This window comes from Tepidicaulis marinus, from assembly GCF_000739695.1.
Classification (GTDB): domain Bacteria; phylum Pseudomonadota; class Alphaproteobacteria; order Parvibaculales; family Parvibaculaceae; genus Tepidicaulis; species Tepidicaulis marinus.
In genome coordinates, this window is sequence record NZ_BBIO01000020.1 from 34,104 (window position 1) to 56,410 (window position 22,307).

17 protein-coding genes and 1 tRNA gene are annotated in these 22,307 nt (G+C 60.4%); 8 read left to right on the forward strand and 10 right to left on the reverse strand.

Annotation, left to right across the window (positions count from 1 at the left end; translation table 11 throughout):
- Positions 1-172: 172 nt before the first annotated feature.
- From M2A_RS15150 to M2A_RS15170, 5 genes are all read right to left on the reverse strand, one after another.
- On the reverse strand, positions 173-1,792 hold the full coding sequence (locus M2A_RS15150; protein WP_052379536.1) for a protoglobin domain-containing protein: 1,620 nt from the start codon (positions 1,790-1,792) through the stop codon (positions 173-175).
- Positions 1,793-2,045: 253 nt separating this feature from the next.
- On the reverse strand, positions 2,046-4,031 hold the full coding sequence (gene mnmC / locus M2A_RS15155) for a bifunctional tRNA (5-methylaminomethyl-2-thiouridine)(34)-methyltransferase MnmC2/FAD-dependent 5-carboxymethylaminomethyl-2-thiouridine(34) oxidoreductase MnmC1 (RefSeq protein ID WP_052379537.1): 1,986 nt from the start codon (positions 4,029-4,031) through the stop codon (positions 2,046-2,048).
- A 1-nt stretch (position 4,032) separates the two neighbouring features.
- Positions 4,033-4,827 (reverse strand): SDR family NAD(P)-dependent oxidoreductase, encoded by a 795-nt coding sequence (locus tag M2A_RS15160; RefSeq protein ID WP_045449220.1) that lies wholly within the window; start codon positions 4,825-4,827, stop codon positions 4,033-4,035.
- Positions 4,828-5,000: 173 nt separating this feature from the next.
- A complete protein-coding gene (locus M2A_RS15165) occupies positions 5,001-5,351 on the reverse strand; it encodes a hypothetical protein (RefSeq protein ID WP_045449222.1) in 351 nt (116 codons plus the stop codon).
- 155 nt (positions 5,352-5,506) lie between these two features.
- Positions 5,507-5,758, reverse strand: coding sequence for a DUF6460 domain-containing protein (locus tag M2A_RS15170; protein WP_045449225.1), 252 nt, complete (start codon positions 5,756-5,758; stop codon positions 5,507-5,509).
- A 183-nt stretch (positions 5,759-5,941) separates the two neighbouring features.
- On the opposite strand from M2A_RS15170, the gene M2A_RS15175 reads away from it, so the two are divergent.
- Positions 5,942-6,433, forward strand: coding sequence for a cupin domain-containing protein (locus M2A_RS15175; RefSeq protein ID WP_244444473.1), 492 nt, complete (start codon positions 5,942-5,944; stop codon positions 6,431-6,433).
- Between the two features lie 22 nt (positions 6,434-6,455).
- Here M2A_RS15175 and M2A_RS15180 read toward each other — a convergent pair whose 3' ends face one another.
- A complete protein-coding gene (locus M2A_RS15180) occupies positions 6,456-8,540 on the reverse strand; it encodes an AsmA family protein (RefSeq protein WP_045449227.1) in 2,085 nt (694 codons plus the stop codon).
- A gap of 567 nt (positions 8,541-9,107) precedes the next feature.
- Here M2A_RS15180 and M2A_RS15185 point away from each other — a divergent pair.
- A complete protein-coding gene (locus M2A_RS15185) occupies positions 9,108-10,826 on the forward strand; it encodes an ABC transporter ATP-binding protein (protein ID WP_081875674.1) in 1,719 nt (572 codons plus the stop codon).
- Between the two features lie 71 nt (positions 10,827-10,897).
- On the forward strand, positions 10,898-12,841 hold the full coding sequence (locus M2A_RS15190) for an acetoacetate--CoA ligase (RefSeq protein ID WP_045449232.1): 1,944 nt from the start codon (positions 10,898-10,900) through the stop codon (positions 12,839-12,841).
- Here the strand turns inward: M2A_RS15190 and M2A_RS15195 are convergent.
- From M2A_RS15195 to M2A_RS15210, 4 genes are all read right to left on the reverse strand, one after another.
- A complete protein-coding gene (locus tag M2A_RS15195) occupies positions 12,838-13,575 on the reverse strand; it encodes a sensor histidine kinase (protein ID WP_045449234.1) in 738 nt (245 codons plus the stop codon). The genes M2A_RS15190 and M2A_RS15195 overlap by 4 nt on opposite strands.
- Entirely contained in the window at positions 13,539-15,119 is a 1,581-nt protein-coding gene (locus tag M2A_RS15200; RefSeq protein ID WP_045449237.1) for a PAS domain-containing protein, read from the reverse strand. Before M2A_RS15200 ends, M2A_RS15195 begins: the two co-directional genes overlap by 37 nt.
- 228 nt (positions 15,120-15,347) lie before the next feature.
- Positions 15,348-15,584: a DUF6324 family protein gene (locus M2A_RS15205; protein ID WP_045449239.1), complete on the reverse strand. Its 237-nt coding sequence runs from the start codon at positions 15,582-15,584 to the stop codon at positions 15,348-15,350.
- A gap of 28 nt (positions 15,585-15,612) precedes the next feature.
- Positions 15,613-16,542, reverse strand: a complete 930-nt coding sequence (locus M2A_RS15210; protein ID WP_045449241.1) for an alpha/beta fold hydrolase — start codon at positions 16,540-16,542, stop codon at positions 15,613-15,615.
- A 186-nt stretch (positions 16,543-16,728) separates the two neighbouring features.
- Here M2A_RS15210 and M2A_RS15215 point away from each other — a divergent pair, with 186 nt between their 5' ends.
- The 5 genes from M2A_RS15215 to M2A_RS17870 form a co-directional block, all read left to right on the forward strand.
- Positions 16,729-18,138, forward strand: coding sequence for a sodium-dependent transporter (locus tag M2A_RS15215; protein WP_045449243.1), 1,410 nt, complete (start codon positions 16,729-16,731; stop codon positions 18,136-18,138).
- 134 nt (positions 18,139-18,272) lie between these two features.
- A tRNA-His gene (locus M2A_RS15220) sits at positions 18,273-18,349 on the forward strand.
- 474 nt (positions 18,350-18,823) lie between these two features.
- Entirely contained in the window at positions 18,824-20,404 is a 1,581-nt protein-coding gene (locus M2A_RS15225; RefSeq protein ID WP_045449246.1) for a class I SAM-dependent DNA methyltransferase, read from the forward strand.
- Between the two features lie 82 nt (positions 20,405-20,486).
- Entirely contained in the window at positions 20,487-21,578 is a 1,092-nt protein-coding gene (locus M2A_RS15230) for a Fic family protein (RefSeq protein WP_045449248.1), read from the forward strand.
- Positions 21,578-22,307, forward strand: a 730-nt coding sequence (locus M2A_RS17870; RefSeq protein WP_197052965.1) for a restriction endonuclease subunit S, incomplete at its 3' end; no start/stop codon positions are given. The genes M2A_RS15230 and M2A_RS17870, both read left to right, overlap by 1 nt.

The window sequence follows — 22,307 nt, forward strand, 5'->3', positions numbered from 1 at the left end:
TTTCCCCATTTAGCAGACCCCGGAGACCGAAGGCCGCCGGTATTGAAAATTCATAGGATGAATTATCATGCCAATAGTTAACGAGTTCTGAGAACCGGGGCGTCAAAAGCGCCCGCCCCGGCCTCATAGTGGGGATAAGCCTCCGGAAAATCCGAAAGCTTTCCGGTCAAGCTCAAGCGGCGTTTTTCAGCACGGCGGCGAGCGCGGGCACATCCTTGATGGGACGGGAGAAGGCGAGATGCGTCTTGCCGTCCGACTGTTCCACGATGATCGCTTTGACCGGGGCGCTGCCGCTCAGATGTAAAGCAACCTCGGCTCCCTTTTCCGCCTTGATCTGGCCGCGCAGGGCGCAGCCGTTTTCTGAAAGGTCGCAAATCTCGGTCTGGTGTTTGCCGTCGCTCGTTTCGATCTGCGCGCTGATCTGGCAGCTCGTGCGGTAGGTTGTGCGGCGATCGAAGACATCGTGAGAGCGCAGCTGACCGATGAGGTTGCCGACAGTCTTGCGCAAGTCCTGAAGCTCCTCATTGAGTTTTGCCGAAATATCGGAAAGTTCGTTCGTGCGGCCGTTCACGGAGCTGATTTCCGTCGAGACCGTGCGCATGGCGCCCGACACATTCCGCGTGCTTTGGGCGCTTTGATGCACATTGGCGCCGATTTCCTCGTTCGCACGGGACTGCTCTTCCGCCGAAACGCGGATGGCGGCGGCGATTTCTTCCACCTCGCGGATCGTGGTTTGAACGCCCGTGACCGAGGTCGATACTTCGCCGGAAGCACGCTGGATCGCGTTCACGTAATTGGTGATCTCTTCCGTCGCTTTCGTCGTCTGCGTGGCCAGGGCTTTGACCTCCGCTGCAACCACGGCAAAGCCTTTGCCGGCTTCCCCGGCGCGCGCCGCCTCGATCGTGGCATTGAGGGCCAGAAGGTTCGTCTGGCTTGCAATGTCTGAGATGAGCGTTGCCACCTTGCCGATTTCATGGCTTGCCGCTTCGAGGCCTTCCATGCGCTCGGAGGTGCTGGAAACTTCCGTCACCGCGCCGCGCGCCACATCGGCGCAGCGGTTTACCTGGTTCTGGATTTCCCGTTCGGCAACGGCAAGTTCTTCGGTTGCTGCAGCAACACGGGAAATATTCTCGGAGGTTTCATCGGACGAGCCGACGACGTTTTTCGCCTGCTCGTTCAAACTGTCCATGGAATGGTGAATGTCTTTTGCGACCTTTGCCGTGCGGGCCGTGTTCTCTTCCACATGGTCGACGGACACCTGAATGGTTTTTTCAAGCTGGTCGGCAAGTTGAAAGAGCTCTTCTTTCTTCTGCATCTCGCCGCGCTCCAGATAGATGGAGATGGCAAGTTCCATATCGAGCATAATGGCGCTGGTCATGGCATCGACGGCTTTGTCGAGCAGATCGGGCTTTTTGCGGTAAGCGGCATTGAGCTTGGCAATCAGCCGCGAAAGGGCGAAGGAATAACCGGCAATATACCAGCGCGGCTCCAGGCCGACACGGTGGTGGGCGCCGCCGATGGCCTGCGCGCGTTTTGTGTAAGCCTCGCCGAATTCACCCGAAAGAAGGCCGCGCCAATGTTCCGCCTGAGCGTTTTTGAGCGCGGGAATGCGGCCGGGGGAGCCGATAACGGCGGCGGTTTCCTCGCGCGCCATGATCCATTTGTAGAAATCATCGAGAATGGTGTCGAGATGCGGGTCGACGATCTTCAGAACCTCCTTCAGAAGAGCCCGTTTTTCGGCATCGATGCCGAGAAACGACAAACGGCCTTCAATGTCCTGATTTCTGTTCATGGTGTATCCCCTTTGCAAGTGCGCACGCGGCGGCTTCGACCGGAGAAGCTAAAGGGGAACCGGTTAATTTATGATAACCAAGAACAGTGATTTTACTTGATGTAGATCAGTTTTTATCTACCGAAGACTCTTGAGGGAGAATCGAATATTTAAAATTACATTTGGTTGTATTTATTATTTACTTTCCATGATGCTTGCGCATGTCATGTAAACATATGTATATCCCGAGCAAGATAAAATGTTCCTATGCGGATTACTTAAGTGAGCGAATGATAAACCTTGCCGGTGCTGTGGCCTCGATCAGCTCGCGGGGAAGCGGCGAGGCATCGCCGCATATTTGCGCGGCAAGATGCTCGGCCAGGAGCGGGGCGGTGAGGAAGCCGCGCGAGCCGAGCCCGCCTATTGTGTAAAGTCCGGGCGGGGAGGGCGCGGGCGGATAGGCGGCAAAACGGTCGCCGTAACGCAGCCTTTCATAAGCGCGCTCATAGGCGGCACGCTGCGGCATGGGGCCGGCAAAAGGCATCCGGTCTGGCGTCGTTGCCCGTAAGGAACGCCGCTCCGAAAAAATCTCTGAAGGCCGCGCGTCCGCGCCAAGCCATTCTTCAAGCGCAGTAAGGTTCTTTTCCCTGTCTGCCATCAGCGGGGCAAGGGATAGGTCCTGCTTGTCGAAACTCGCGCCGGTGAGCTGTTTTCCCTTCTGCGCAGGAAGAAGATAGGAACCGGCGGCAAGGGCGGTTTTCAGCGGCGCGCTTCCCTCACGGGGGGCAAATTCCGTGACCTGGCCCGCAACGGGGGTGATGGGCAGACCCGCTTCAGGGAAGAGCTGCATGGTACTGGCGCCTGCCGCCGCGATCACGATATCCGCTTCGGCGAGGATCTCGCCTTGCGTATTTCTTGCGGTCCAGCCGCCGCCTCCTTTCGGCTCAAGATGGGCGGCTTCAGTCTTGAACCGGCAGTCCGCTTCGGCGCCAAGCGCGCCGAGCAGTGCCTGGGGGTTGAGCGTGCCGGCGCCTGGAAAGTAAAGCGCGGGTGTTGGCAGTTTAATGCCGGCAAGTGCGGAGGCGTCTTCTCTTTCAAGAAAGCGCATATGGGTGGGGGGCAGCACCTGCCGCTCCGCAAGCGCGCGCAGGCGCTCTTCCTCCCCCTCGCTCCGGCCAAGATGCAGAACGCCGCAGGGATCGAAAAAGGACGCGCCGCTTGCCCCTTGCAGCGCCTCATAAAAAGCGCTGGCATAAAGATAAGCGGCGCGGTGGAAAAGCCCGGTCGGCGCGCTGCCGAGCGCAAGGCGCGGCATGAAGAGCGCGGCAGGATTGCCCGAGGCGCCGCTGCCAAGGCCTGGGCCTTTTTCAATAAGCGTGACCTGCACGCCGCGCCGCGTCAGCGCATGGGCGGCAGCGGCGCCCGCAATCCCGCCGCCGATGATAAGCGCGCGTTTCGGGCGGGGCGGGGCAGGCGGGCGGTACCAGAGCGGCAGGGAGGAGGCGGATGGCGCCCCTTTATAAAGGCCTTGCAGCATGTCGCGCTTGCGCCCGAAGCCGGGCGTCTTGCTGACCTCGAAACCTGCCTCGACAAGTCCGCGCCGCACCGCCCCTGCCACGGTGAAAGTCGCAAGCGTAGTGCCGGGGTCTGAAAGCCGGCCCATCTCATGAAAGACGGCAGGTGACCACATGGTCTCGTTTCGGGAAGGGGCGAACCCGTCCAGAAACCAGGCATCCACTTTGCTCCCCGAAAGCTCGAGCGATCCCAGCATCTTCGCCGCCTCTCCGAAGAGAAGCGTGAGCGTGACACCATTGGCAAGTTCGCAGCGGTGAAAGCCCGGCACGAGCGGGGGATAGTGCTTAAGGAGTTCTTCGCTGAAGGGTTTGAGGCGCGGCCAGGCCGCATGTGCTTTTTCAAGATCGCTTGCGGAAAGCGGATAACCTTCAAGCGAGATGAAATGCAGTTTGGCGCCGGGCGGGCGGTGCGCTGCCCAAAGCTCCAAGGTTGCAAGGAAATTGAGCCCCGTGCCGAAGCCCGTCTCGCATATGGTGAAGAGAGGCGTGCCGGAAGCCTCTTTAGCGCATCTTTCCCAGGCGGCGGGCAAGTTGTTGCCTTTGAGAAAGACATGGGTGGTTTCGGCCAGCCCATCCTCGGCCGAGAAATAGAGATCGCCGAAATCCGAAGATTCCGGCGTCCCATCTTCCCGCCATCTCAAAGCTGCTTGCGGCAGCCGGTGCGGGTCTTCCGGCGTTCCGCTCACCTTATGTGCCGGGCCGGCTGGCCGCGAAAGGATGCGTGCTCGAAAGCCCGCCGCAGACCGGAATGGCCTGACCGTTCACATAAGAGGCCTCGTCGCTCGCAAGAAAGAGCGCCATATTGGCAATTTCTTCGGGATGGCCATAACGGGCCAGCGGGTTGAGCTGGCCGATCTTGTCTTCCTTGCCGCGCGCTCTTGCGCCGTCGAAGATCGGTTTCGTCATGCCGGTTTCGATAAGGCCGGGGCAGATCGCATTGACGCGCACATTCGTGCCGTAAAGTGCGTTCGCCGTGGTCTGCACGAGGCTGATGACCCCGGCCTTGGAGGCCGAATAGGGCAGGCCGCCCGCATTGGCTCTAAGGCCCGCCACCGAAGCGGTACAGACGATGGAGCCATGGCCCTGTTTGATCATCAGCGGCGTGACGTGTTTGATGGCAAGGAAGGGGCCGATGAGATTGATGCGCAGGATTTCCTGCCAATATTCCAGCGTCTGCTCTTCGATCGGCACCAGGCCGCCGGAAACACCCGCATTGGCATAGACGGCATCGACGCCGCCGAATTTCGACACGCAGTGCTCGACAATGCCTTTCACCGCGTCCTCGTCCCCGGCGTCGGCGGCGACGGAGGAAATTTCACCGCCTGCCTCCCGCACCATGGCGGCGGTTTCATCCACCGCTTCTTCCATGCGGTCCACGGCAATGATTTTTGCGCCTTCGCGGGCAAAAAGCACGGCGCTTGCCCGGCCGATGCCGCTGCCGGCGCCGGTGATGATGGCGCGTTTTCCTTCAAGACGTCCCATAAGGGTTCCTTTCTCGGGTCTTTTGAGTGATTTCGGTGGCCGGAGTTTAGCCGAGAGCCCGCCCAGCACAAAGGCCGCGGCGAACTTGGAAAGGACAAACCACGAAAAAGCGCGGGCCACGAAAAAGGGCAGGCCGCTCGGCCTGCCCTGATCCGCTGTGCTGAGTGCCTAGCTTAGAAGGCTTTGCCTTCGGAGACCTGCCATTCGACATTGCCCTGCTCGCCTTCGATCGTGCCGGAAGAACCGACGCTCGGCGCTTCCTCGATCGCAGCGGTGCAGGTTTCCGGGTTCTCGCCCGTCACGGTGCAGATTTTATTGCCGTCGACGCGCCAGGTGCCGGTGGCGGTGGAGCCATCCGGCAGTTTCACTTCCGTGGTGCTGGCGTCAGGATAATAAATCTGCGTCACCGCGCCTTCCGGCCCCGTCAGCGTGACGGTGTTACCGACCAGCCCCGCGCCGACATCGGCCAGCGCTGCAACGGACGAACCGGCGAGAAACGCTGCCGCGAGCAAAACTTTTTTCATCTGAATATCCTCCCAAAATTGAAGGACCGGCGCCCCTGCCGGTCCCTGCCGCCTGTTCGCAGGCGGACGAATATGGTTAATGTAATGGGTCAGGCGGCGGGCGCAACGCCCAAAGCGCCTAAACTACAGATTCGCGCTGCGTTTTATGAGGTGTCTTACTTGCCAAGGCCGGGCGGGCGAAGCAGATAAATGATCAGCCAGATGGGGATAATCACCATGGCGCCGAGAATAAAATGCGGCAGCGCCCATTCGAAAGCCCGGGAAATCAGCCCGCGGATGGCCTCCGGCGTCAGCCCCATTTCCTTGACGACTTCGATGGCCGAAATGTCGAACGCGGAAAGCACTGCCCCGATCGCTACCGACGCGAGCGCGAATTTGATCGCCGTTGAAAGCGTGCTCTGCAACATGGCCCCGTGAACCGCCAGCCTGATTCCCCACAAGGCCAGTCTATCCGCCGGGGCAGGGGCGAGGCTAGCCCCGCCTTGAAAACATTGGGGAAAGGCCGGTTCTGGCACCCCATGCCTCAAATCTGTAAGAGAGGCGGAAAGCCGGGTTTTACCGGCATCACGCGAACAATAGGAGAAATGGACATGGCGCAAGATAAAGGGGCGAAAGGCGATCTGGAGCGCTGCTTCTTTTCCAAGGCCCGGATCGAGGCGATGGAAGAGCGGTCCCATGTCCATCAGTTCAATGAGGGGGCCGTGCGTATGACCCGCACCTTGGGCGATCTGGCGGGATTGGAAGATATGGGGCTCCATATCGTGCGCATCGAGCCCGGCCATGAGACGACGGAGCATCATTTTCACGGCCAGGACGAGGAATTCGTGATGATCCTTTCAGGCCGGCTTCTGGCGCGGATCGGCGAGGAAGAATGCGAGGCGGGGCCGGGGGATGTGTTGCTCTTCCCGAAAAACGGCCCAGCTCATTCCATGAAGAATATTTTTGAAGAGGACGCGGTTTATCTGATGGGCGGTACGCGCGCGCCTATCGATGTGTGCACTTATCCCCGCCTTGGCCGGGTGATGTACCGGGTGGACGGGGAGAAAAGCTATGTGGACGCGCCTCACCTGAAAAAAGTGTAGGCGCGCCCTTAAGCTTGCCGGATCAGCGGCCGAACAGGCCTTTAATCGCGTCTTCGACATTCGGCTTGTCGCCGGATGTCTCACCGCCGCTATCACCGCCGCTTTCTCCGTCACCGGCCGGTTTGCCGATCAGCCCTTCCAGGAGTTTTTTCCCGCCGCCGTCTTTCAGGTCCTTGATCGTATTCACCGCGCCTTCCGGGTCGGACAGGATGGCTTTCAAGTCCGGGCGGAATTTCGGGTTGGCCCAGGGCCCTTCGATGATGATCGGCACCTCGATGCCCTTGGCGCCTGCGTCCCCACCCTGGCCTTCCAGCGTGGCGGCAAGCTTGGGCTCTACCCGGTAGGAAAGGGTTTGCTGCGGCAGGTTCACCGTGCCGGCCCCGCTCACCCGGGCAAGCGGGCTGAGAAGCAGGAAGTCCTGATTGGAGAGAATGCCGTTCTGAATCGTGAACGTGCCGCCAAGTTCGGAGAAGTCCGTGTCCTGTGTGCCGCCCGCGTTCCAGCCGCTGAGCGCGCCGGAAAGCACGTTGCGCAGAAGCTGGGCGACATTGATGCCTTTGATCGCGCCATTGGCGAAGTTCACCGAGCCATTGCCGCTCAGCGCGGAGATCATTTGTTTCTGGCTCTTGCCGCGTGTCTGGACGGAAACGTTCATTGCGCCCGTGCCTTCCAGCCGCTCGAATTCGGCGGCATCGCGCAGCAGCGGGTAAGCGGCGATATTGGAAATGTCGAACGTGGCATTGAGCGCGGGCGTTGCCTGTGCGCCGTTCAGCGTCACCTTGGCTTTGCCGGCCCCTTCATAAAGGGCCAATTTGCTCAGATCGGCGGTGAGTACGCCGCCATTCAATTTCACGCCGAGTACGCTTTCGCCGATTGTGATGTTCTGGACGAGAATTTTCTGCGCCGAGAGCGCCAAGTCCGCATCGACCGCTTTCAGCCCGCTCATATCGATGGGCGCATCGCTCCAGCCGGAAGCCGAAGAAGAGGCCGCGCTGCCGCCGCCTGCATTGCCGCCGGGTGTGCCAGAAGCCGGTGCATCCCCGCCTGAAGCGGATGCGCCGCCGGCCATATAGACATTGGTGTTGATGGTCTCAAGATCGAGCTTGCCGGTCAGTTTCGGGCGCTGGCCTTTCAGATTGACGTTGAGCGCGCCTTTGCCTTCCATTTCATCGAAGCTGAGCGCGGCATCGGAGAAGTCGAAAACTTCCGGCGTCGCGCTGACAGTGCCTTTGATGGTGAAGGGGCCGAAACCGTCGCCCTCGGCAAGCGGCGAGCCTGCCCAGGCGGCAAGCGCGCGCACCGAGGGAATATCGACATTCATCGTGCCGGCAAGCTTGGGCGTATCGGCCTGCGTCACCGTGCCGTCAAAGCCGGAGGTGATTTTCGGTGTGGCAAGAGAAAGCGTGAAGGGCGTCTCACCGCCTGCGATCAGCGCGCGCGGGCGGTCCGCCGTCAAATCGAGCTCGATCGTGTCGCCATTCCACACCGCGGAGCCATCGAACACCATTTGCCGGTCGAGGCTCGGCAGGTTGAGCACCGTGTTGATCTCCGTGATTTCATAAGCCGCGCCGCTGCGCGCATCCTTGTAGCTGGCAACGCCGTTTTCGATGGCAATTTCACCGAGGCGGATATCGTTGAGCGCGGCCCCGCCTTCGGACGGCGTCTCATCGCCGCCGGTGTCGGTAGAAGGAGAGGCGGGGGCTTCGGCTGCTTCTTGCGCCGGTTTGAACTGCCAGTTCGGTGTGCCCTGCCTGTTCACTTCCAAGTGAATTTCAGGTCGCACGAGGACGAAACGGTCGAGCTCTACATTGCCGGAGAGAAGCGGGAGAATTTTCAGCGAAACCTGCATGGCGTCCATCGACACCATGTCCGGCTTGCCGCCCCACTCGGCATTGGCAAAGCGCACGGCCTCCGCTTCCACGCCAAGCGCGGGCAGGAAGGTGATGCCCACATCGCCTTCGATGCGCAATTGCCGCCCGGTTTGCTGCTTGACGGCTTTTTCGATCTCCGCCTTATAGGTTTCGGCGGGAATGAAAGAGGCCGCGGCAACCAGCCCGCCGACCAAAAGAACGATGATGCCGAAAACAATAAGAGCGATCCGGGCCATGCTCAGCCTCCCTAAAGTGCGTTTTGCTATTGGTCGCGCAAGTATATGGCGAAATCGTGATAGCCGTCACATGATTGCAACGCGCACCGTTTATTTCAGCAGAAAAGAAAATTGGTTCTTGGCCGAGTGCGCGGCTTTGCTATGCTTGCACGCATTCGGCCCGCACCGGCGGCCGGCTAACCACGCCAGGAGACAGAAATGGCAGGTCACGTGACCCCCTCTCATATGTCTCCGGGCATTTGGTGACTTTCTAAGTCCCATGCATAGCCCGGATGACGTCAATGACGCTTTCACACCGGGCTTCTCAAGCTTCCCCGATTTTTCAAGTGTTCTGATTTAACGGCTGAACTGTCTCTGTTTCCCGCGCTTTGCGTGCGGGGCCTTGCCTTTTCCGCTGTATCGGCGAGCCCGGAAGGTTCAAACGCCGCTTTTAAGCGGCGAGCTGTGCCGCGGATCATGTCCCCGGCCCTGGAATAGAAAACGAATACGCAAAATACGCCCCCCGTTTCCGTCTCGGCCTGGGATGTGGCGGGGTTCGTCTGGTCGCATTGGCGGCGTCATCCGCTGATGCTGGCCGGGTTGATTGTCACGATGCTGGCGGTGGCAGGGCTCGACGTGCTCTTTCCCGTCGTCTCCGCTTACCTCATCGACACGGTGGCGGGCGCGGGCGATAAGCCCGATGAAGCGGCCATCGAGGCGGCCTTCCTCGCCGTGCTGTTTCTGGTGGCGCAAGGCCTCGGCTACAATCTGGCGCGCTTTGCCGCGTTCCGGATCTGGCTGCGCTTTGCCACGCACTGCATGTACGCGATTGTCAGCGAGGCTTTTGCCCGTGTGCAGCGCTATAGCGCCGATTGGCATAGCGATAATTTTGCCGGTGCAACCGTGCGCAAAATAACGCGCGGCATGTGGGCCTATGATCTTTTCGCCGATACCGTTTATGTGGGGCTCTTTCCCACCGCGGCGGTGCTGATCGGTGTAACGGCGCTGCTCACCTGGCAATGGCCGCTGATCGGGCTCACCGTGACGGTGATCTCCGCGCTTTACATCGCCGTGACGGCTCTGCTTGCCAAACATTATGTGGCCCCCGTCAACCGGGCCCATAATGAAGCGGATTCGGCGATTGGCGCGGCCCTTGCCGATGCCGTGACCTGCGACAGCGCGGTCAAGGCCTTCGGCGCGGAGGCGCGCGAAGACGCCCGGCTTTCCCATGTTCTACTCAGCTGGAAAGAACGGGCATTGCGGGCGTGGCTGCGGATGGAGAACTTGAACATCATTCAGGTGCTCATTCTCAATGTCATGAAGTTCGCGCTTTTCGCGCTGGTGATCTGGTTCTGGATCGAGGGTAAGGCGGATGTCGGCGGCGTTACCTTCGTGCTGACGAGTTATCTCCTCATATCGGGCTATCTGCGCGATGTCGGCCAGCACTTGCAGCACCTGCAAAAGGCGATCAACGAGCTTGACGATGTGGTGGCCTTTTCCCGCCTACCCGTCGGCGTCAGCGATCCTGAAGGCGCGCCCGATCTAAAGCCCGGCAAGGGCGAAATCGCGTTCGAGGATGTCACTTTCTCTTACCGCAATCAGGCTGCGCCGCTTTACCGGCGCTTTGTTCTGAAAATCGCGGCCGGGGAAAAAGTGGCGCTGGTCGGCCCGTCGGGCAGCGGCAAGAGCACCTTCGTCAAGCTCTTGCAGCGGCTGCACGATATCGGCGAAGGGCGCATTCTGATCGACCGTCAGAATATCGCCCTCATGGCGCAAACGTCCGTGCGCCGGGCCGTGGCGCTCGTGCCGCAGGAACCCATCCTCTTTCACCGCTCATTGGCGGAGAATATCGCCTATGCGCGGCCCGGCGCCTCCCGCCGCGAGATTATCGAGGCGGCAAAGCGGGCCCGCGCCCATGAGTTCATCGCCAAGTTTCCGCAAGGCTATGAAACGCTGGTGGGCGAGCGGGGGATCAAGCTGTCGGGCGGGGAGCGCCAGCGCGTGGCGATTGCGCGGGCGTTTCTGGCCGATGCCCCGATCCTGGTGCTCGACGAGGCAACCTCTAGCCTTGATTCGATCACCGAAAGCGAGGTGCAGGCCGCGATCGAGGAACTGATGGCCGGGCGCACGACCATCATTATTGCACACCGCCTTTCAACGGTGCGCGCGGTGGACCGCATTCTGGTCTTCCGGGACGGGGCGGTGGTGGAGCAGGGAACCTATAAGGAGCTTGCCGGCGCGCGCGGTTCGCTCTTTCACCGGCTCCATGCCGAGCAGGTGGCCGGCCTTTCCGGGGTCGGCGGCTAAAGAAAGAGGGCCGGGCGGGTTCTTGTTCAAAGGGCCCGCCCGCCTTAAAAGGGGGCCATGGAGGAACCGATATGACCGAGCCGCTCTGGCGCCCCTCGGCAAAGGCAATTGCCGATGCCAATCTGACCGCTTTCATGAAAAAGGCCCATGCCCGCTTCGGTGCCCCGCAAGAGGGCTATGAGGCGTTCCATGCCTGGTCCGTCACCGAGCCCGAAGCCTTTTGGGAGCTTGTTTGGGACGAATGCGGCGTTATCGGCGAGAAGGGCGATAAGGTTCTTGTGGATGGCGGCAAGATGCCGGGCGCAAAATTCTTCCCCGAGGCCCGGCTGAACTTCGCCGAAAATTTCCTGCGCCTGAAAGATGAGAGCCCCGCGCTCCACTTCAATCAGGAAGGCGCGCGCGGGCGCAGCTGGAGCTGGCAGGAACTTTACGATGAAGTCTCCAAAATGGCGCAGGCCTTTCGCGCCTACGGCCTTGTGCCCGGCGACCGCGTGGCGGCTTTCATGCCCAACATGCCTGAGACGGTGATTGCGATGCTTGCCGCTGCCAGCATCGGCGCCATCTGGTCTTCTTGCTCGCCCGACTTCGGGGTGAAGGGCGTGCTCGACCGGTTCGGCCAAATCGAGCCCAAGCTGCTCATCGCTTGTGACGGCTACCGCTATAATGGCAAGGAACTGCCCTGCGGCGAGAAGCTTGCCGAGATCGTGGCGGCGCTGCCGACGCTTGAAAAATGCATCACCGTGCCGCTTATCGGCGCGGATGTGAGCGCGGTCAAAAATCAGGTCTCCTGGGAAGAGGCGGCGGCGCCCTATGAAGCCGGTGAGATCGCCTTCGAGCCGCTGCCTTTCGCGCACCCCCTTTACATCATGTTTTCGAGCGGCACGACGGGCGCGCCCAAATGCATCGTCCATTCGGCAGGCGGCACGCTTCTCCAGCATTTGAAAGAGCACCGGCTGCACTGCGACATCAAGCCGGGTGAAACGCTTTTCTACTTCACAACTTGCGGCTGGATGATGTGGAACTGGCTCGTCTCGGGCCTTGCCGCCGGGGCAACGCTCGCGCTTTATGACGGCTCGCCTTTTTACCCCTCGGGCAATGTGCTTTTCGATTATGCCGATGCGCTGCGCGTCAATGTCTTCGGCGCGTCGGCGAAATTCATCGATGCCTTGAAGAACGATCATTTCCGCCCCGCGGACACTCATGATCTCGGTGCCATGCGCATGATCCTTTCCACCGGCTCGCCGCTCGTGCCGGAAGGGTTCGATTATGTTTATGACGCGGTGAAGAAAGACGTGGCGCTTTGCTCGATTTCGGGCGGCACGGACATCGTCTCCTGCTTCGTGCTCGGCAATCCCATCGGCCCCGTCTATCGCGGCCAGATTCAGGCGAAAGGCCTCGGCATGGCAGTGGAGGTTTGGGACGAGGAGGGCAGGCCCCTTTCCAGCGGAAAAGGCGAGCTTGTCTGCACCAAACCTTTTCCTTCCATGCCCATCGGCTTCTGGAACGATGAAGAGGGTAAGAAATACCGCGCGGCTTATTTCGAGCGTTTCGAGAATGTCTGGTGCCACGGCGACTTTGCCGAGCCGACGGCTGAAGGCGGCATGATCATTCACGGCCGCTCCGATGCGACGCTCAATCCGGGCGGTGTGCGCATCGGCACGGCGGAAATCTATGCCCAGGTCGAGCAGCTTGAAGAAGTGATGGAAAGCGTCGCCATCGGCCAGGACAGGGACGGGGATGTGCGCGTCGTGCTGTTCGTCGTGCTGCGGGCCGGTGAAGAGCTGACGGATGATCTTATCAAGCGCATCAAGACGAAGATCCGCACCGGCGCCTCCCCGCGCCATGTGCCGGCCAAGGTGATTGCCGTTGCCGATATTCCGCGCACGAAATCGGGCAAGATCACCGAGCTTGCCGTGCGCGATGTGGTGCATGGACGTGCGATAAAGAATAAGGAAGCGCTGGCCAATCCCGAGGCGCTGAAACTGTTCGAGAATATTGCCGAGCTTCAGGCCTAACCTAAAAGCACCTGCGTGCTGGGGAAGGTGATGACGATTTCCGTGCCCTCGCCCGGGACGGAAGAAATGGCGAAGCTTGCATGGTTCGCCTCGCAAAGCGCGCGGGAAAGCGGCAGGCCGAGCCCCGTGCCGCCGCTGCGCGCCGCGCCGAGGCGGCCTTGCCCGTAAGGTTCCATCGCGCGGCGCAAGTCCGCCTCGTCCATTCCGACGCCCGTATCCTTGACGGTGATGAGAAGATTGCCGGCTTCATCCGTTTCCGCGTTAAGGCTCACCTGGCCGCCTTCGGGCGTGAATTTCACCGCGTTGGACAGCAGGTTCAAAATCACCTGGCGCAGCGAGCGGCGGTCGGCAACGACGGGCGGCAGGTCTTCCTGATCGCCGAAGCGCACGATGACGTTCTGCTCGTTGGCGGCGGGCCGGATAAGCTCCAGGCAGTCTTCCAGGAGCGGGCGCAATTCCACCTGTTCGAAATTCGGCGTAAAACCGCCCGCCTCGACTTTCGACAGATCGAGGAAATCGTTGATCAGGCTGAGCAGATACTGCCCGCTCTTGTGGATATTGGCGATATAGCCTTTGTATTTTTCGTTCTCCACCGGCCCGAAGCGTTCATCGCGCATGATCTCGGAAAAGCCGAGAATGGCATTGAGCGGTGTGCGCAGCTCATGAGCGATATTTGCCGTGACATCCGATTTGCGCTTCAGCGCGTGCTCGGCTTGCGCGAGGGAGGAGCGCATGGTCTCCGCGCGGCTAAGCTCTTCGCTTGAGGTTTTAAAAAAACCGCCAGCGGGCGAGGCGTGCCTTCCGCCGCCCGGTCGAAGAGGAAGAGCCGCAAGGGCTGGTCCGTGCCGGTGCGCGTGCGCGCTGCGGGCAGTAACACGGAAAGGCCCGTATCGTCTTTTTCGGGCATAAGCCCGTTGCCGCCGCAAAGCGCGTCAAGCTCGCGCTCGATGATGTTTTTATCCTGCAGGCTGAACCCATCGCTCACGGCCATGCCATGGAGCGGAATATTGAAAATCTGCCGCGCGTAGGCATTGGCGCCCGTCACCGTGCCTTTGGCATCGAGCAGCAACACGCCGAATTTCAGCGTTTCGAACAGCGCGATATCTTCGCTGAGCGAAGAGGAAGGCGCGGCGGGTGTTTTCTCCAGCGGCGCGGCAATGCGCTTGCCGATCCCGGCCCAGCCCGTCTGCCGCCCCTCGCGGGTGCGCAAGGGCACGGCGGAAAAGGAAAGATGCAGCGCGTCTTTATTCTCCGCTCCGCCCCCTTTGCTCCAGGCAAGGCCGATATCCCGCCAGGGGCTGCCGCCGGCAAGCGCTTGGCGCAGCGCCGGGGAAAGCTCCACATTCTCGCGCAGCGCCAGTTCCTCGAAGGAAAGCCCCTCAAGGGTTTCGGCTTTCACCCCCGTCAGCGCCTCGAAACCATCGGACATAGACGTAAAGCGCATCGCGCCGTCGCGGTAAGCCATGCGCCACTGAAAATCGGAAACCGCATCGAGCAGTGCCTTCAGCTCGGCTTTCTCGCCCGCCGCCGTTTCAAGCGCGGCATTGCGCATCGCCGCGTCGCGCCACAGGGCAACCACGGCGCCTGCCCCGGTTTCCGGATCTTCGACTTTGCGCAAGGTAAGGCGGCAGAGAAAAGGAACGGCGTCTTTCGTCTCGCTTCCCTTTACCTCCACAAGCCGACTCGCCGTGCCGGAGCGGGCGGCTTTGCCAAGCAGGATTTCGGCAAGCTCGCTGTCGCCGAGAAGGGCGGCGAGAGAGGCATTGGCCGCGCTGCGCCCCAAGAGACGGTCGGCCTTCGGATTCTGATAAAGAAGCCGGCCTTCGAGATTAAAGAGCGAGAGGGCGAGTGGGGCCTGCTCGACCATTTGCCCGAAGCGCGTGAAGCGGCCCGCCTCAAGTCCGGTATCCTCGATCAGTTCGGCAAGAATGCCGGGCTGGCCGTCATCCAGCATCAAAAGGCGGCAGCGCAAGGTAACGGGCCGGCGCCCCTCCAAAAGGTCGAGCGTGATGGGATAAAGGGCGCTTTCGCTTGAACCGGCTTGCTGAATTTCGGTAAAGAGCGCGGCCATGGGATCGGCGGGATCGAACTCGTGCTCGATCAGATCGAGCAGCGTTTCTTCCTGCCAGAAGGTGAGCGCTGCGCCATTGCCCCAGGAAATGCGCTGGCGGTGCAGGTCCCACAGCCAAACGGGATGGTTTGCCTCTTGCAAGACATCAAGGCCGGGCACAGCGTCGTCGGCATTCAGTGCCCCGTTGCCACCATATTCCACGTCCACGCCTCTTTCCCATCAGGCCCATAAGGGGCCGGCTCATATGCGCGAAAACCCTCTTCTTGCCCGGCACCGTCCGCACACGGATGCCTCTTCCGGCGGCGTACGGCAACGTCAGCCTGCGTATAATGCGCAAGAGCCCCTGGCAGAAGAGGGATTACTCTAAGTTTACCCCGCCACGCGCCAAACGGCCAGCAATGTGCGTGTTTTCAAACAAATGAGAGTGAAAGATGGTTAACGGCGCGGAGCCTTACCGCCCTTGTTTTTACCTTTAGCCGCCATGCCTTGCGCTTCTTCCGCAGCAGAAACGATTTCCTCGGCAATCTCGCGCGCTTCGTCCGGCGTGAAATCCATCGGCAGATCGAAGTTCTCGCCGCGCACATAAAGGCGCACCATGCCGAGCGAGGTCGGGCCGATCTGTATCTCGCCTTCCATCGCGGTTTCGCGGTTGATGCCGTTATTTTTGCTCATAGCGCTCGTCCTTGGGGGCGGCCCCCGCTTATGCAGCCGTTAGCAGTTTGCCGCGTGTGCCGGCTTGCGGCACGGGCTTTCCTTCGAGCCAGGCTTTGATCATGGCGTTGACGGTTTCGGGCGCTTCCTGCTGCACCCAGTGGGAAACCTCCGGCAAGTAGCGGATTGTGAGATCGCTGACAAGCTCTTCGGTGCCGTAGGTCAGCTCCTTGCCGAGCGCGCTATCTTCCTCGCCCCAGATCATCAGGGTCGGAATGTCGAGCTTCGGCGGCTCGGCCCAGACATGCTGATAAGGGTTCTGGCGGAAATTGGCGCGGTAATAATTGATCATGGCGCGCATCGCCCCGGGCAAAAGCGCGTTTTTCCGGTAATGCGCCAGCACCTCTTCCGGAAAGCGGCTTTTGTCGACGGCCATATTGTAAAAGGCCTTGCCGATCGCATCGGCGCCGCGCGCCTTGAACAGCGCTTCGGGCAGGCCGGGGATCTGGAAGAAAAAGACATACCAGGAGCGTTTGAGCTGCGCGAGTGTGCGCCCGTTCTTCAAGAAGAGATGCGGGTGGGGCAGGTTCATGACGATGAAACGCTCGATCGGGCGCGGCGCGGTGAGCGCATAAGTCCAGCCGATCACTCCGCCCCAGTCATGGGCCATCAGCGTGACGGGGCCTTTGTGCCCGCGCGCGGCTGCCGCATCGATCAGCCCGCTCACATCGTCCAGAAGATGATCGAGCCGGTAATCGGCGACCTTGCCCGGGCGGCTGGAGTGACCGTAGCCGCGCAAATTGGGCGCCCAGACCGTGTAGCCGAGCTCGGCCAGCAGCGGCAATTGAAAGCGCCAGGAATGCTTGCTCTCCGGAAAGCCGTGCAGCAGCAGCGCGAATTTCTCCCCCGTCCCGCACATATCCACTTCGAAGCGCAGCCCGTTGGCATCGATGAAAGCCGTTTCGATTGGCGCGGTCATGGGGGGCTTGTCTCCTCTTTGCGTCCCGTCCTCAGCAGGCTTTATATGGCCGTCAGACCCTGCCGGGTCAACGCAGGTAGCGGCCTGACAGGGGTTTTTCTTTCCGCTAGATTGGTCCCCACTTTAGGGATGGGGAGGCTCCGCGCAAAGGGGCCAATGACAGAACGATTTTAGAGTGGGGGATTTATGACAACCTTTGCGCATGAACATTGGTCTTCGCGCTTTGCCTTCTTGATGGCGGCCATCGGCAGCGCCGTCGGCCTCGGCAATATCTGGCGCTTCCCCTTCATTGCGGGCGAGAATGGCGGCGCGGCCTTCGTCATTATCTATATGATGACGACGCTCGGCATCGCGCTGCCAATTTTGATGGCTGAAATTCTGATCGGGCGCATGGGCGGGCAAAGTCCCATCGGCTCCATGGTCCGCCTTGCCCGCCAGCACAAGAAAGCGCGGCTTTGGGCCGTCATCGGCTGGGGCGGCACGATTGGCGCTTTTGTGGTGCTCTCTTATTATTCGGTGATCGGCGGCTGGGCGCTGAAATACACAACGCTTGCCGTCTCCAATGCCTTTGCCGGCATGGATGGGGAAGGCTCGGGCGCGCTCTTTGCCGATTTCACCGCCTCGCCGCTCACGCTCTTTTTCTGGCATACGGCTTTCATGGGCATCAATATCGTCATCGTCATTGGCGGTCTCCATAAAGGCATCGAGCGGGCGGTGACGACGCTCATGCCGCTCCTCTTCCTGCTGTTGCTCGGCATGGTCGTTTATGCGGCCCAGACGCCTGGTTTTGATCAGGCGCTCGGCTTTCTCTTCAAAGCCGATTTTTCCAAAGTCACGGCCATGACGTTCCTCACCGCCGTGGGTCAGGGATTCTTCTCCGTCTCCGTCGCTCTCGGCGCGATGATGACCTATGGGGCCTATCTCGATCAGTCGGTTTCCATCCCCCGTTCCGCCTTTATCATTGCGCTGGCCGACACGGGCGTCGCGCTCTTGGCGGGGCTTGCCATCTTTCCGCTGGTCTTTACTTATGCGCTCGCCCCCGGGGCCGGGCCCGGCCTCGTCTTCGTGACGGTGCCCATCGCTTTCGGGCAGATGGATAATGGCGTCCTGGTGGGCACGGCCTTCTTCGTCCTTCTTTCGGTCGCCGCCATCACCTCGGCCATTTCGCTTTTGGAGCCGGCGGTTTCCTGGGCGGAGGAGAAGTTTTCCGGGGGCCGGCGCACGGCCACGCTGGTCGTCGGCGGGGCCTGCTGGTTGCTCGGGCTTGCCTCGGTGCTCTCCTTCAACGATTGGTCGGAATTCTATCCGCTGGCGAGCCTTGGTGTTTTGGACGGCAAAACCGTCTTCGATATTTTCGATTTCACGGTGACAAGCTGGGTGCAGCCGACGGTCGGCATTCTGATGGCGCTTTTTGCCGGCTGGGTGCTCTCGCGCGAAGATGTGATGGCGGCGCTGGGCGTCACCCGTGCCGGGGAGCTCTGGTTCCGGCTCTGGCTCTTTGCCATCCGCATTGTCTGCCCGCTCGCCATCTTGCTAGTCTTCGCCTCCGCCGTCTGGCCGGATTTCGTCGCCTCCATGGTCCAACCGGCGGATTGAGCCATATTTTGGCCTTTTGCGGGGCAATCAGCCTCTTGCTTTGGCCGGGGAGGCGAATTATGGTCCGCCCGACCGGCGCAAGGGGCCTTGCCCCTCTGCCGTTTTGGCGGATTTCGCCGGTTTTCCTATGGTGTGCAGCCGTAGCTCAGTAGGTTAGAGCGCCTGATTGTGGATCAGGAGGTCCCCCGTTCGAGCCGGGGCGGCTGTACCATTATCTTCAATAACTTAGCCGAACCCGGGAATCGCGTCGAGAGGCCAGGTACCAAATAGGTACCACGGACTCTAAAGCAGTGGCCGCGCTTCCTTCCTGCTTCGTTCCAGCTCCGTTCCCCACGCGTCGAGAATGTGTCTTCAAGGCCCCCCGGGGTCTTTGGGTCCCATCCACCCCGCCGCGGGTCCCATAGCAACGAAGCAGCCGCGGCGAGAGGAGGTGCGCAAGCACAGGGTGGGGCGCATCACCCGGCTGCAGTATCAAGAAGCGGCCAGCTTTTCCGGCGCCATCCAAGTTTCTCGCATTTCACGAAATTATCCGTTCATGATATGCCAAATGGGCGCCGGTGTGGGCAGACACAGTCTGTCCATCGTCCTTTATTCGAGGGCGTGGCTGCGCATACTTGGGCGGGATGCGGGAATGATTCTCGGGACGCGCGGAAGTTAGCAATAGTAAGTGAGTTCGGGGGAGAGCATGGCGAAGCGGGCGGCCAAAGGCGCAAAGAAGGCGCAAGCGGAGAAGAACGGCAATGGCGCCAATCTGGGGTTCGAGGCCGAGCTTTTCAAAACCGCCGACAAGCTGCGCGGCAATATGGAGCCGTCCGACTATAAGCATGTCGCGCTCGGCCTGATCTTCCTCAAACACATTTCGGACAGCTTCGAGGCGAAGCGTGAAGAGCTTCTCGAAGAGGCGCCGGACGCAGCAGAAGACCGCGACGAATACATGGCGGAAAACATCTTCTGGGTGCCGAAGGAGGCGCGCTGGTCGCATCTGCAGGCCAATGCAAAACAGTCCGGTATCGGCAAGCTCATCGATGAAGCGATGCTCGCCATCGAAAAGGAAAATGCCAGCCTCAAAGGCGTGCTGCCGAAAGACTATGCCCGTCCCGCTCTCAATGCCGTCATGCTGGGCGAGCTGATCGACCTGATCTCCGGCATCACGCTCAAGCAGAAAAAGGGCGAGGCGACGGACCTGCTCGGCCGGGTCTATGAGTATTTCCTCGGCCAGTTTGCCGGCTCCGAAGGCAAGCGCGGCGGTGAGTTCTACACCCCGCGCTCTGTTGTCCGTCTTATGGTCGAAATGCTGGAACCCTATAAGGGCCGTGTTTACGACCCCTGCTGCGGCTCGGGCGGCATGTTTGTCCAGTCGGAAAAATTCGTGGAAAGTCACGGCGGGCGCATCGGCGATATTGCCGTTTACGGTCAGGAATCGAACTACACGACCTGGCGCCTTTGCAAGATGAACCTCGCCGTGCGGGGCATTGAAGGCGACATCAAATGGAATTCGGACGGCTCTTTCCATAAGGATGAGCTGCAGGACCTAAGAGCGGACTTTGTGCTCGCCAACCCGCCTTTCAATATTTCCGATTGGGGCGGTGAGCGCCTGCGCGAAGATCAGCGCTGGAAATTCGGCATCCCGCCCGCGGGCAACGCGAATTTCGGCTGGCTGCAGCACATTCTCCATCATTTGAGCCCGTCGGGCGTTGCCGGTGTGGTGCTGGCCAACGGGTCCATGTCCTCCAGCCAGTCGGGTGAGGGCGAAATCCGCAAAGCCATGATCGAGGGCGAGGTGGTGGACTGCATGGTCGCGCTGCCCGGCCAGCTCTTCTACTCGACACAGATCCCCGCCTGTCTCTGGTTTCTCGCCAAGGACAAGTCGAACGGTATTGCCAAAGACAAGAAGCTGCGCGACCGGCGCGGCGAAATCCTTTTCATCGATGCGCGCAAGCTCGGCCACATGGTGGACCGCACCCGCCGCGAATTTGCGGATGAAGATGTGGCGAGGATCGCCGAGACCTATCACCGCTGGCGGGAAGGCGAGGGCTACGAAGATGTCCCCGGCTTCTGCAAGGCCGCCTCCCGGGAAGAGATCGCCGCCCATAATTACGTGCTGACCCCCGGCCGCTATGTCGGCGCGGAGGCGGTGGAGGAAGACGACACGCCTTTTGAAGAGCGCTTCACCGCTCTCCAGCAAAAGCTGGAGGATCAGTTCCAGGAGGCAGACCGCCTCGCCGGCGTGATCCGCGAGCGGCTGGCGGCCGTCCGCCCCGGCTAACTTGTCAATAAAGGGCGGGTTTTTGAACAGGCCGCCCAAATATGTTAAAAAAATCCTGTTTATTTAACATTTCAGGCGGCACATGTTAAAGCCGACATATAAAATACCGGACCTGCCCCCCGCTGCCGAGCTGGAAACCGTTGCGGTTTTAAAAGCGCTGGCCAAGGCAGGCCGCGCCCTTGCCGAGCTCAAGGGCCGCGCCGCCACCATTCCCAACCAGGGCATCCTGATCGACACGCTCTCCTTGCAGGAAGCAAAGGCAAGTTCGGAGATCGAAAACATCGTCACCACCCAGGACGAGCTTTTCCAGGCCGAACTCTTTCCCGAAGGGCCGGACAGCCCCGCCGCCAAGGAAGTGGCGCGTTACCGCGACGCCTTGAAGCTCGGCTTCGACCGGCTGTATGAAAGCGGCCTCATCACCAACAAGACGTTGATCGACATTTTTCAGCTCCTGAAGGGGCATCAGGGCGGCTTCCGCACGGGGCCGGGTACTGCGCTGAAGAACGAAGCGACGGGAGAGACGGTTTATGTCCCCCCGCAGGAGGCGCAGGAAATTATCTCTCTCATGGCAGCGCTCGAACGCTTCATTCATGAGGACGAAGCCTGCCTCCTAGACCCGCTCATCAAGATGGCGCTCATCCACCATCAGTTCGAAAGCATCCATCCCTTTCCCGATGGCAATGGCCGCATCGGCCGCATCCTGAATGTGCTTTACCTCACCCGCAGCGGCCTGCTCGACATTCCCGTGCTTTATCTCAGCCGCCACATCACCGGCACGAAGGGGGATTATTACCGCCTCCTCCAGGCGGTGAGGGACGAGGGCGCCTGGGAAGCCTGGGTGCTCTATATGCTCGAAGCGGTGGCGGAGACCGCCAAAACGACGCTGGAGCTTGTGGAAGGTATCCGCGGGCAAATGGCCGCCGTCAAACACCGCATGCGCGGGGAGCTGCCCAAGCTCTACAGCCAGGACCTCTTGAACAATCTCTTCCGCCACCCTTACACACGCATTGAATTCGTCATGAACGACCTTCACGTCACGCGGCAAACGGCAGCGAAATATCTCGACACGCTGGCCGACAAAGGCTTCGTGGAAAAACACCAGGCCGGCCGCAGCAATTACTACATCAACACCGCGCTGGTGCGGCTCTTCCTTGATGTGTCGGGGGGGCGGTGATGGCTGAGTGGGTTACAAAACGCCTCGGTGATCTAGTATGTGCTGATCGCGGAATTTCGTATGGAATCGTTCAGCCTGGCGACGATTGCGAAGATGGGATTCCAATTGTGCGCGTTACAAATCTGCGAGGGAGCTACTTGGACACCACGCAACCCTTGAAAGTAAGCAGGGATGTGGAAAGTAAGTATAAACGTACGCGCCTAAGAAGTGGTGAACTGTTAGTAAGTATCGTTGGGACGGTTGGTCAAACTGCCATCGCTGATGAAAGAGTGATTGGATGGAATGTTGCTCGCGCAATAGCCGTTATACCTGTTTCAAGACAGATTGGCGCTTACTGGGTACGTCTTTGCCTCCAATCCAAACAAGCCCTCGATCATATTTCTACGTGTCTAAATACTACGGTTCAGGCAACTTTAAATCTGAGAGACTTGGCTGATGTACCCATTCCTATACCTCCAGAACGGGAACGCAAAGTCATTGCCGAAACTCTAGGCGCGCTTGATGACAAGATCGAACTCAACCGGCGGATGAACGAAACGCTGGAGGCGATGGCGCAGGCGCTCTTCAAGGACTGGTTCGTCGATTTCGGCCCCACCCGCGCCAAGATGGAAGGCCGCGCCCCCTATCTCGCCCCGGACCTCTGGTCCCTCTTCCCCGACCGCCTCGACGAAGAAGGCAAACCGGAGGGATGGGGGAGAGAGACTCTTGGCTCGTTATTTGATGTGTCAA